Source organism: Trichocoleus sp. DQ-U1 (assembly GCF_039961925.1).
GTDB lineage: Bacteria > Cyanobacteriota > Cyanobacteriia > Cyanobacteriales > FACHB-T130 > FACHB-T130.
This window is the reverse complement of sequence record NZ_JAMPKB010000012.1, coordinates 59,020-71,577: the sequence shown is the minus strand read 5'-3', so window position 1 is coordinate 71,577 and position 12,558 is coordinate 59,020. Positions and strand designations below refer to the sequence as shown.

At 44.3% G+C, this 12,558-nt stretch carries 7 protein-coding genes and 1 pseudogene; 7 read left to right on the top strand and 1 reads right to left on the bottom strand.

The window, feature by feature from the left end:
* Positions 1–151 precede the first annotated feature (151 nt).
* Positions 152–424 (top strand): hypothetical protein, encoded by a 273-nt coding sequence (locus NDI34_RS07535; protein WP_190428830.1) that lies wholly within the window; start codon positions 152–154, stop codon positions 422–424.
* Between the two features lie 621 nt (positions 425–1,045).
* Here the strand turns inward: NDI34_RS07535 and NDI34_RS07530 are convergent.
* Positions 1,046–3,652 carry a CHASE2 domain-containing protein gene (locus tag NDI34_RS07530; RefSeq protein WP_348232308.1) on the bottom strand — a complete coding sequence of 869 codons (2,607 nt, stop codon included), beginning with the start codon at positions 3,650–3,652 and terminating at the stop codon, positions 1,046–1,048.
* A gap of 201 nt (positions 3,653–3,853) precedes the next feature.
* Here NDI34_RS07530 and NDI34_RS07525 point away from each other — a divergent pair, with 201 nt between their 5' ends.
* The 6 genes and pseudogenes from NDI34_RS07525 to NDI34_RS07500 all read left to right on the top strand — a co-directional run bounded on the left by NDI34_RS07525 (position 3,854) and on the right by NDI34_RS07500 (position 12,547).
* Positions 3,854–4,723: a shikimate dehydrogenase gene (locus tag NDI34_RS07525; RefSeq protein ID WP_348232326.1), complete on the top strand. Its 870-nt coding sequence runs from the start codon at positions 3,854–3,856 to the stop codon at positions 4,721–4,723.
* A gap of 648 nt (positions 4,724–5,371) precedes the next feature.
* Positions 5,372–6,655, top strand: coding sequence for a glycosyltransferase (locus NDI34_RS07520; protein WP_190535164.1), 1,284 nt, complete (start codon positions 5,372–5,374; stop codon positions 6,653–6,655).
* A gap of 323 nt (positions 6,656–6,978) precedes the next feature.
* Positions 6,979–8,307: pseudogene (locus NDI34_RS07515) on the top strand (IS701 family transposase).
* A 151-nt stretch (positions 8,308–8,458) separates the two neighbouring features.
* The gene (purT, locus tag NDI34_RS07510) at positions 8,459–9,646 is read left to right on the top strand and encodes a formate-dependent phosphoribosylglycinamide formyltransferase (protein WP_348232307.1); all 1,188 of its coding nucleotides are present in this window, start codon (positions 8,459–8,461) and stop codon (positions 9,644–9,646) included.
* 154 nt (positions 9,647–9,800) lie between these two features.
* Positions 9,801–10,580, top strand: a complete 780-nt coding sequence (locus NDI34_RS07505; RefSeq protein ID WP_190431606.1) for an S-layer homology domain-containing protein — start codon at positions 9,801–9,803, stop codon at positions 10,578–10,580.
* Positions 10,580–12,547, top strand: a complete 1,968-nt coding sequence (locus NDI34_RS07500; RefSeq protein WP_348232306.1) for a WG repeat-containing protein — start codon at positions 10,580–10,582, stop codon at positions 12,545–12,547. Before NDI34_RS07505 ends, NDI34_RS07500 begins: the two co-directional genes overlap by 1 nt.
* The last annotated feature ends 11 nt before the right edge of the window (positions 12,548–12,558 follow it).

Genomic DNA, 12,558 nt, shown 5'->3' with positions numbered 1-12,558 from the left:
AGATAGATATTCTTCATTATTAAACATGACAATTCTATTTTGGTAAGTCAAGGGAAGAATTTAGTTTTATCTGTCTGTCTCGAACCCCTCTTCCCCCCAGATCAGCTAAATTTGCTTGTCCATACTTGGTGGGAGAGGCAGTTTAAGGTTTATGAATTTTGTTTGTATACGTGACAACAACTATCTAGCGATCGCCTACATAAAGCCTTTCTTCATAACTGCTTTTATCAGACTAAAACGGTTGAGTCAGATTCTGGTAAATTTGCCAAGATTTAGCTGGAATCTCTGGAGTGCCCTAAATTGGGCATTGCTAAATCAAAGTTTAATTCAGCAATGTCAGGTAAAGGATCGCGATCGCAAAACGGTTGTCACCTTGCAACCTCGCTTTGTAAATGTGGAAAAAGTGAAACTTGCCGCTGAGTGACAAGCTATTAATTAAAAAATTTTTCTTCAGTCGATGAGAGACATAAAAGCCCGATCCCTGACTCACTCCTCGCAGAAACTTGGTTAGCAAAGTCCATGTGAAGCCAAGCAATCTTCAACTAGCAGCAAAAAGATATAGAAACATTTAAGAATCTGCTCAAATACTGTTGAGAAATCAGGTTAAGGGTAGACTGATTGATGGCAGCGATCGCTCTACAACTCAGGAGTTGCCATTGGGGCAATTATACGCTGATCGTGATTGACTCTCCCGACTGATAGGGCTGGGGTGTCGATTCATTAAGTGCGAAAGGTAAATTAAGATTCAAGGCAGTGTGGAAGAGAAAGCGATCGCTGGTCAGCTCGCTCTAGAGTCTCTTCCCGGTTCATCTGCATTTAAAGCTCAGCGAGAGGAGCCAGCGGCACAGACTCAGACCCATTAAGGCGCTCCAATTCACTGCTCGTTGCTATACCAATTCTCCATGATTCGTGAAGGAAAAATCGGGGAGCTAAATCCTCCCATCTCACTACTGAACTAGGATTCCTATATACCCATAATTGTGCAATTCATTAATCAATCAATTAACTATTAGCAATCTCAAGCAAAACAAACTCAATAAATCTTTTAGCCGTCTATCCTTGTCTCTGTCAAACTATTATTGCTGTTCAATTGAGAATTTGTGAGAATTGTCGGGTTTGAACTTTCCGTTGCATCGTTTCCGACATCAAAACTGACCGTATAAACAGATGCATCAGGCGCGTACACTTCAATTTTGTAATTGCCAGCAGAAGGCAGCAATGCTTGCCACTGTGCGCCATCGGTAATCGTCCCGACCGTTTGCCCTTCCGGATCGATTACGGTGATATTGACGTTGCCTTCTACGGCTGCCACTGTCAATAGCTGCCCCTCAGTGGCGGAAAGAGAGAAAGAGTGGCACTGATTAGGTTCTAAGTTGCCACCCATCGTTGTTTGTGTAGAACCTGAGTGGAAGCTGATTTCCTGAGTGAATAGTGTATCTGCTGGGATTGACTCCTCTGGGGGGCAGTTATCTATCGGTGCTGAAAGCGTCTCTTGGGGAGTTTTAGGTTGCTCTTGTTTTCTTCTTTTTGGAGCCAGCCGACAGACGATCGTGGAGCCGCCGCTACCTAGCAAACCCAGCGCTGGTGCTGCGACAGGTACCCAACCTGCCTGCATAAAGAAATAGAAGCCGGTAACGAACAAAATGCCCAGCGTTGCAGTTCCAACCACAATCAATCGCAGGGGATGACGGATTCGCCAAGCTAAAATGCCGCCAACGGCTGCCCATCCCACAATCCATAGCACCTCAACCCATTCCGACCAAGACCAAAACAAAGGTCGCTTGTCTAGAACAACGCTGAGGATTTGGCTGACGGTCTGTGCTTGCACCCTTACCCCAAACATCTTACGACTGCCCCCGTAGGGAGTATAAAAAACGTTATCAACTGTGGGTGAGGTGACACCAATCAGAACAATGCGATCTTTCACCCAATCGGGGTTAATCTGACCTTTCAAAACTTCAGTGAGCGTTACCTGCTGGGCGATATTATGAGCGGAGCGATAATCGAGCAGGATCTGGTAGCCGCCTGAATCTGCCTGCTGGTATCCTCCAAAATTGGCTTCTAGGGGTTTGAAGACAATTGAATTGAGCTGGAGATAATTTTTTGGGTGCGGTTGTGCCTCGATTCCCAGTTGTTCCAGGTAGCGCAGTGCCAGACGCGCACCGAGGGAGTAGGGGGTCTTACAGGCACCGACATCGGAAGTCGCAAACAAGAGACTGCGGCGAACGGCGTTATCGGGATCGATCACCAAATCGTCAAAGCTAAGGCGGTCTTCCGGGACAATTTTTGGCGGTGCAACTCCAGGATTATCGATATCGCTGATTTTGCAGACGGTAATGATGCGATCGCTCTTTTGTAATTGCCTGGATAATTCTGCATGACCAGGTTCCATCGGGATGTCGCGATAGATATCCAAACCGATGACTCGTGGTTGATGCCGTTCTAGTTGCGCTAACAGCTGATGCAGAGTCCGGTCGGATAGCGGATATCTGTTTTGAGCTTTGATATCTGCTTCGGTGATTTCGACGACTAGGAGGCGAGGATCTGGCCCTTCCATTGGGGATGAACGATCTAAGTCTCCCAATACCCGTGTCGCAAACCGTAACCGCACCATCTGATCGAAGGTTGCCAGTTCCAAGGACTGCAAACCTCCCAGTTGTCGTACACCCAGCAGCAAGCCGGTAGCAAGGATACTGGCGATCGCTAAACGGATCGGCGATGCCTTTTTCTCAAGGACACCCGCGCGATCGCTAATTTTTTCCCCGCTTTTGTCGGCAATATTTTCTGGATCAAATTTTTCTGCAACGGGCGTATTTTCAGATAACGATACCTCTGTCAATGAAGCGATCGCTTGGCTGACTTCTGTAGCGGACTGGTAGCGATCGCGGAAGTGGTATCGTACCATCTTGTCTAAAATTGCTGCTAGGCGATCGCTGACCTTTACTTTATCCCGCCAAATAATCTCAGAGGTTTCAGGATCTTCTGGTAGCTGGTTCGGTCTTAACCCAGTCAGCAGTTGGATGGCAGTGATCCCCAAGGCATAGATATCGCTGCTGTATTTTGGCTTACCCGCTAGTTGTTCGCTCGGCACATAACCTTGAGTGCCAATTCCGACTGTAATGCTGGTCTGATCGGTTCCACTCGTCAACTGGGTGCGGATTTCCTTGACCGCGCCAAAGTCAATTAAAACTAATTTGCCGTCCTGTCGCCGCCGGATCAAATTGCTCGGCTTGATGTCGCGGTGGATGACTTGATAAGCATGAACAAACTCCAGGATGCCCAGTACATCCTGCAAGAACTGAATAATTTCAGATTCGCTCAGTCGCGTACCTTGGTGCAATTCATCGCTCAGCGGCGAACCTTCAATGAACTCCTGCACCAGGTAAAATTGTTGGTCTTGTTCAAAGTAAGCTAGTAGATGAGGGATTTGTTGGTGGTGGCCCAGTTTTTCAAGCGTTTTTGCCTCGGTTTTGAACATCCGTCGAGCCACCTGCAAAAAAGCAGGATCTTGACGAGCAGGTTTGAGGTGCTTGACAACACACTTAGGGTTTCTCGGTCGCTGCGTATCCTCGGCAATGTAAGTTTGACTAAATCCTCCAGCTCCTAGGACTTTGACAACTTTATAGCGCCCTCCCAGTTGTGTTCCCAGCATGGTCGCTCAGTATGCATCAATCCTGATTTTGGCATACAACTCAGTTTTGCTGAGCTTGGTTATTTATCTGTTGTCAGTTGTCGGTCGTTAATGATTTTTCTCATCCCCGTGACAAGTCGCTCTTAATTGCTTGTCAACAAGATTTCCGATAGCCGTATGGTAGTAAGAAGCGATGCTTGTTACCAACTTTTCCAAATGCAGATGATTCAAGGTACAACCAAACTTTTAGGGGTGATTGGTCATCCCATCGGGCATTCCCTATCGCCGGTGATGCACAATGCGGCGATCGCTCATTTAGGATTAGATTACGTTTATGTACCTTTGTCGGTCGCGCCGGAAGATTTAGAGAAAGCGATCGCCGGTTTTGCCGCAATGGATAATTTTGTGGGCTTTAGCGTTACCATTCCCCACAAACAGGCAATTATCCCCCTGCTATCAGAAGTATCAGACATTGCCCAAGCGATAGGAGCCGTCAACACCGTTACGAAGACGGATAAGGGATGGATGGGCACGAATACGGATGTTGAAGGCTTCCTCGCCCCCCTAGAAGCTGACAAGGGCGATTGGAGCCAAAGTGTAGCGGTCATTTTAGGCAATGGTGGTGCGGCGCGGGCAGTAGTTGCTGGTTGTAAAAAACTAGGTTGTGCCCAAATCCATGTTGTTGGGCGAAACCGGGAGAATTTAACCGCCTTTCAAAATAGCTGGCGCAATTCATCCTTACCAGTGGAAATCAGCATTCATTCTTGGGAAGAACTACCGAATCTGATTTCTCAAGCATCTTTGTTAGTCAATACAACTCCTGTTGGGATGTACCCGAAGGTTGACGAGTCTCCTTTAGATGCAGAAGCGATCGCCAACTTGTCAGAAGGCGCGATCGCTTACGATCTAATTTACAAACCCAACCCTACCCGGTTTCTGCAACAAGCACAAAGACAAGGCGCAATTATCGTTGATGGACTGGAAATGCTCGTCCAACAAGGAGCCGCCGCCCTGAAAATCTGGTTAAACCGCGAGCCGCCAGTGGACGTGATGCGCCAATCTCTACAAAAACAATTAAAGATCAAAAATTAAATCCAGCGTGCAATTTTTGGAATTTCTCCCCTAATGCAGCGGGGACTGGAGGATCTTGTCAAAATTTGCTTGACATTTCGATTCTCTATCGTCCTGAAAAAAGAGGCTAATAAAAAGTTGCCCATTAGTGTAACTTGAGAAAAGATGCAATCTTGAGCAAATTTACGGATATTCAAATCAAGTTATTGTGTCAGCAGACTTTTTTATGCGAATTTTTACTGACTTATATATTACAATTTATTAAAATCTCTTTTCTAAGTAAAAAGGTAATCTCTTGCGAGTCTTACTGAAGAAAATTGATTTGCTCTTTTACATCAATCTTGTAACATTTGCAGTAGCTTAGATATCATTTCACTCAATCTTTACAGGTTGACCTGTAAATCTACTTACTAATTTAAAGATTAAGTAAAGATACTGCCGTACGGATGTGGTATTAAGTACTTGTTGCGTAGTATAGAGCAGCCCTAAAACCGTAAGTTTGCGTACCTGACAGGAGCCGCTAATTTTTACGGATCTTTTTAAGGATCTCAAGATTAGAGGGTCAGATTTCTCTGAAGTCTGGACAGGCTGAATCTGAGAACATCGCTCAGGCTCTAAGTTTAGCTGCAAGTATTTGATTTTATTGACTTTAAAGAGGAATAAAGATATATGGTGGAAAGCCGCAAAGATATTAAAAACAATCCCACGCTTCCTGGATTGCCACCCCTATTGCGGGTTCCATCAGAATCATTGCAAATCGCTGAATTAGGTCTTCCCACGGCTTTAGCAGGCTCTAAGAATTTCGAGAAATTAGGGGAAGAGCGTGGGTACGCCCATACACGCCCACTCCGTTTTTCTTTAGTGGTTCCTACCTATAACGAAGGGGACAACATCCGGGAGATTGTCCGATTACTGACTCAGCTGTTGGATGGAGCTATCCCGAATGACTATGAACTGATTGTGGTCGATGATAATAGCCCCGACGGAACTTGGGAAATCGCTCAGGTTCTGATGTTGGAGTATCCGCATCTGCGAGTGATGCGGCGGATTGAAGAACGGGGACTTTCGACAGCGGTAATTCGCGGCTGGCAGGCAGCGCGGGGAGAGATATTAGGCGTAATTGATGCCGATCTCCAGCATCCACCAGAGTTGTTATTGCAGCTGTTAGCGAAAATGGATCGGGGCGCAGATTTGGCGGCGGCTAGTCGCCATGTGGAAGGTGGCGGCGTCAGCGACTGGAGTATTATACGTAGATTTTTATCTCGCGGTGCCCAGATGCTGGGGTTAATACTGCTGCCTGGAGTAGTGGGTCGTGTCTCCGATCCGATGAGTGGTTACTTTTTGGTACGCCGCGAGTGCTTGGTGGGCAAAACACTGAGTCCGGTGGGTTACAAAATTTTAATTGAGGTGCTGGGTCGGGGCGATATCCGTTGGATTGCTGAAGCAGGCTACGTGTTTCAAGAACGCCAAGCGGGGGAAAGTAAGGTCAGTGCGAAGCAATATGTAGATTATCTGCGGCATCTACTGAGGTTACGCCTTTCCCGCTGGCCCATTGGTCGATTTCTCCGATTTGGTGCAGTCGGTTTCAGCGGCGTATTTGTAGATATGGCAGTCTTTTATCTGCTGCGTACCCAAGTGGGATTGGGACTGACGAGCAGTGCAGCTTTGGCTTCGGAGTTGGCAATTATCAATAATTTCTTGTGGAATGACAGCTGGACTTTTGCTGACATTTCCAGTCGCCAACAGGGATGGAACAAGCGGTTCAAGCGGCTGTTGAAATTTAATCTGGTCTGTCTGAGTGGGCTGGTATTAAACCTTTTGATCCTGAATTTGCTGTTCAATGTCCTGGGTGTGAATCAATACGTTGCGAAGCTAATTGCGATCGCTGCGGTGACTTTGTGGAATTTCTGGATCAATCTAAAACTCAGCTGGCGGGTGACGGAAACTAAGTAATCTGAGTCTTTAATCATTAGTCATGAGTTATTCGTCGTGAGTCTATCAATGGCTCTTGACCCATAACTCTTAACCCAAAGAAAAAAGGCGATCGCGTTTAACGCGATCGCCTTTTTTTTATTTCTCTCCTACTAAACTTTCCCTAACTGTAGAAAAAGTCTCTAGCATCCAGTCAAACAAGTACACTCATAACCGAGAGTTGTAGGGTTACTTCCTGTTTGGATGATACTCAAACTCCGATGAGAATTATCCCTCTTCTGTCACTTTCCGGGTATTCTGAATAAAAGAAGAAAAAAAGAAAACCCTGAAAGGTAAGTAGGGCAATGGATGTAGAATTACAAATCCTGAAACATTTGGCAAGAGATGTTCACCCAACAGTTGCCATTATAGATGAATATTGTGCCGAGTATAAAGACCTATTTAAAGAAGTAAGAAATTATGAGTGCTTCAAATATTTACATCTGGGAATAATGTCACCAATCAAAAGAAAATCATTACCAGAGATAGCAAAAGTCGTAAGTATAAACTCCGCCCAGTCATTACATCATTTTCTAGCCAACTCAGATTGGTCAGGAGATAAATTAAAACACCGAAGATTAAATAAACTCAAGAAAGCACTAAATGGGCAGGCGATTACGGTAGTAATAGATGAAACAGGAGATAGGAAGAAAGGGAAAAAGACCGATTATGTAGCAAGACAATATTTAGGAAGTGTGGGGAAAGTGGAGAATGGGATAGTTTCCGTCAATGCCTATGGAGTTGACTCTAATATAACTTTTCCATTAAGTGTAAAAGTATTCAAACCAAAAGGGACGCTAAAACCAGAGGATAAATATAAAACGAAAATAGAGTTGGCATTAGAAATTATTACTGAATTAATTGAATCAGGGTTTATTATTGAATTAGTACTAGCTGATAGCTTATATGGTGAAAGTAGTCAATTCATTAGAAAACTCGCTGAATACAAATTAGATTATGTCGTAGCAATAAGAAGTAATCATGGAGTTTGGCTACCAGTAGGTCAGGGGGTGAGGGCGAACAAGTGGTGTAGATTTGAAAGAACCTCTAGCGATCAAAAATCAGAAATTAGATATATTAGAGAAATAATCTATGGTAAAAAGAGAGCCATAACTCACTGGGAAATAACTACAGACCCAGAAACCATGCCGGAGAATTCTACTTCTTTCATAATGACAAATCTGCAAGGGAACCTGAAGAAAATTTTAGGTAACCTGTATGGATTAAGAACTTGGGTGGAATATGGTTTTCGACAGTGTAAGCAGGAACTGGGCTGGACAGATTACCGTTTCACGAATTTCCAACATATTGAGAGATGGTGGGAACTAATTTTTTGTGTTTACACAATGATTAGTTTAAATTCTCCAGCCTTTTTAGGCTTAAATCAATCTTGTAAAATTGAGACTGAGGTAAAAGAAACTAGTTCTATTGATTTTTCAAATCATCAGCAATAGAACCATGAATGCGGATGGAAGAATACTATAAATAATTGGCGTCTAATTATTCAACTACTCTTACTATTTTGGATGATTTATCCCTGGCTAAACATTTTCCCTGATTCACATTTATTACTAGGATTTAATCATTTAATTGCTGCAATGAATCAATTTAAACCCTGCTATGCTTCTGGATAATTTTACTTATTTACTACTTGCTTACTTCGGAAAGTGACAGAAGAAGGTTAGGAAAGGATAATGTATAAATTTTAGGCGATCGCGATCTAAATAGCGCTGCTTAGTTTTACAATGAATTGGCGAAATCTGATAGCTCAAAGTCAAAAAATCAATGGGACCCTCTCTCAAGCTTCCTCAAAAAATTATGCTACTTGGTTCGGGAGAACTAGGCAAAGAATTTGTCATTGCTGCTCAACGTCTGGGCAACCATGTCATTGCAGTGGATCGCTATCATAATGCTCCAGCAATGCAAGTAGCTGATGAATTTGAAGTAATTTCTATGCTCAGTGCTGATGACCTAGAAGCCGTCGTGCAAAAACATCAGCCAAATTTAATTATTCCAGAAATTGAAGCGATTAGGACGGAGAAACTGATTGAATTTGAAAAGAGAGGGTTTACAGTCATTCCAACTGCTACTGCTACCCATTACACGATGAATCGAGACCGAATTAGAGAACTTGCCCATCAGCAATTAGGACTTATAACTGCTAAATATGCGTATGCAACAACGCTGGAGGAATTTATTGATGCTTGCGACAAAATTGGGTTTCCCAATGTAGTGAAACCTGTGATGTCATCCTCTGGAAAAGGTCAATCGGTTGTCAATTCGAGCGATGAAGTTGAAGCGGCATGGAAGTACGCAATTGAAGGTTCTAGAGGAGATACTCAAAAAATTATTGTCGAAGAGTTCATTCCCTTTGAATTAGAAATAACCTTGCTAACGATTAAGCAGTGGAATGCTCCAACTATTTTCTGTCCTCCTATTGGTCATCGTCAAGAAAGGGGGGATTATCAAGAATCTTGGCAACCCGCAGCAATGCCAGAAAACTTGCTTTTGGAAGCGCAGGCGATCGCGCAAAAAGTTACTGATGCTTTGGGAGGCGCTGGAATCTTCGGGGTGGAGTTCTTTATTACCAAGGATTCTGTAATTTTTTCCGAACTTTCTCCCAGACCTCATGATACGGGAATGGTGACATTAATTTCTCAAAATTTGAATGAATTTGAATTGCATCTAAGAGCGGTTTTAGGCTTACCAATCCCTAAAATAGAACTATTAGGGGATTCAGCAAGTGCAGTAATTCTGGCAAGTAAGCATTCAAATTCAATCGCTTTTATGGAGGTGCAAGAGGCTTTATCTGAACCGAATGTAGATATCCGGTTATTTGGAAAGCCAAATTCTCGCCCTAACCGCAGAATGGGAGTCGCTTTGGCGAAAGCAAGTAATGTCCAAGAGGCGCGGAATAAAGCGACTAAAGCCGCTAGCAAGATTAAAATTGTTAATCAAGACGATCATTATTGATGCTTGATTATTAGAAATCCCCCAACCCCCCTTTTTAAGGGGGGCTAGGATAAGATTCTACCTTTTGCCAAAGAATATAGGGTGGAGCAAATATTTTGTCTTTAAATATGAGAATTGTATTAATAGGTAAATTAGAATTCAGGAGTTAGTCAAGTTGAACGAGCTTATCTTTTCTGATATTCAAAACCATTGGGCGCAAGAGTGTATCAAACAACTACATGAACGAAATCTAATTAGCGGCTACCCAGATGGCAGTTTTCGTCCGAATGCACAGGTGACGCGGGCAGAGTTTGCGGCGCTGGTGCGAAAAGCGTTTCCCAATACTGTCCCGATTCGGAATGCGATTAACTTTGTGGATGTACCTTCAAGTCATTGGGCTTATCAGGCGATTCAAATTGTTTATCGGGCTGGTTTTTTGTCTGGCTATCCAGATCGCACATTTAAGCCCAGCCAGCCGATTCCGCGAGTGCAAGCTTTAGTGGCTTTGGTGTCGGGGTTGAAGTATGGCGCTCCCACAAATCCTAGCGAAATATTAAAAAAGTATTTTGAGGATGCGGCGCAGATTCCCAATTATGCAATTGGCGCGATCGCATCTGCAACCGAAAAATATCTCGTCGTCAATTATCCGAATGTCCGACGCTTTAACCCCAATCAGAATGCCACGAGAGGCGAGATTGCGGCTTTGATTTGTCGCGCTTTGAGTATTCCTGGCGTGCCCTTGCAGTATATTCCAGGGATGGAATTTGTGGTGATTCAACCGCAATTTGATGAAGCTGAAGCTTTTTCGGAAGGATTGGCACGAGTCAAAATTGCTGACAAGTGGGGTTATATCGATAAAACAGGTAAACTCGTAATCTCGCCACAATTTGATGAAGCGGATGCTTTTTCTGAAGGAGTGGCACTGGTTAGACAATACGCGCCAAAGAGGCAGTAATGGAAACTCGCGGTGTCTGGATTACCACGACAGATAGCAAAGTCCTGAATTCTCGGCAAAACATTGCTGCGGCGATGGATTTCCTCGCTCAAACTGGGTTCAATGTGGTTTTTCCTGTTATTTGGAATAGTGCCTTTACGCTATATCCCAGTAAAGTGATGCGAGACAATTTTGGGGTCGAAATTGATCCGCGATATCGCGATCGCGATCCCTTAGCTGAAATGGTAACTGAGGCGCGTCGAGTTGGACTTACGGTGATTCCCTGGTTTGAATACGGATTCGCCGCTTCTTACAATCAAAATGGCGGGCATATTTTAGCGAAAAAACCTGATTGGGGTGCCCGCGATAACAGCGGGAATTTAGTTAAAAAGAACAGTTTCGAGTGGATGAATGCCCTTGATTCTGAAGTGCAGGAATTCCTACTCAATTTAGTGCTAGAAGTTGTCAAAAATTACGATATTAGCGGCATTCAAGGGGACGATCGCCTGCCTGCACTTCCAAGCGAAGGGGGCTACGATCGACGAACAAGCGATCGCTACTTTCAGCAGTTCCTCCAAAATCCTCCGCAAAACCCAAAAGATCCGCAATGGCTTCAGTGGCGTGCGGATATTCTCACCGATTTTTTAACTCGTCTCTACCAAGAAGTCATTAATATTAAGCCAGACTTGCTGATTTCACTGGCACCGAGTCCCCACGGTTGGGCACTTCAAGAATATCTGCAAGATCCCAAAGCTTGGAGCGATCGCGGGTTGGTTGATATGATGCATCCACAGTTGTATCGCCGGGATTTCTCTAGTTACAAACAACTGGTTGATAGTCTTGTCGCCCAGCAATTTACCGCCGCACAACTACCAACCCTGATACCCGGTATTTTACTCAAAGTCGGGGGATATCGCATCAGCGCCGAATACTTGTTGCAAGCGATCGCTTACAATCGCTTTCGTGGCATCCAAGGCGAAGTTTTCTTCTTCTACGAAGGTCTGCGAGAAGACAACGATGCCTTAGCGAAAGCCTTGCGTTCTGGCCCCTACTCCCAGCCTGCACCCTTTAATCCCTCACAATTAAAACAGCTTGGCTTTACCAATCGCAGAATTGGTGGCAAATATAGCTATATCGACACGACCGGGAAAAGTGTCAGCCAGCCCCAATTTGACTGGGTGGATTCTTTTCATAGCGGGCTGGCGCGGGTCAAAATGGGCTACAAGTGGAGCTTTATTGATACTACTGGAAAATTGATTAGCCGATTCCAATTTGATAGCGCTGAGTATTTTAGAGAAGGGATGGCAGCGATAAAAATTGGTAGCAAATATGGTTATCTCGATAATACGGGGAAACTCGTCATTCCGCTGCAATTTGATGAAGCTAAGTCTTTTTCAGAAGGGTTGGCAGCAGTCAAGATAGAGAACAAGTGGGGCTACATCGATCGGAGGAACACTAAGGCGCTAGATGCTCCTCAGGGTTGGATCAACAACTTTCTGCTTCGCTTCCAAACTATTTTTAATCCAAACACCCTCACAATTCCTCCGCAATTTGATAGCGCTTATGCCTTTTCGGAAGGAATGGCACGCATTGGTGTTGGTGGAAAATATGGTTATATTGACACGACGGGAAAGCTGGTAATATTGCCACAATTTGAGGACGCTAAATCTTTTTCAGAAAAATTAGCAGCGGTAAAACTTGCTGGGAAATGGCAGTATATCGATAAAACTGGGAAGGTGGTAATTTTGCCGCAATTTGAGGATGCTGAGTCTTTTGTAGAAGGGCTAGCAGCAGTCAAAATTGCTGGCAAGTGGGGCTATATTAACAAGATAGGAAAGCTGGTCATTCCTACAGAATTTGACAACGCGCAATCCTTTTCCCAAGGATTGGCGCTGGTTAATATTGGTGGATCGTGGCGTTCCGGTGAGAATGGGGAATTGTCTTTCAGCGGCGGGAAGTGGGGCTACACTCGGAATGTGCTGTCTTGAAGGGCTGAGGG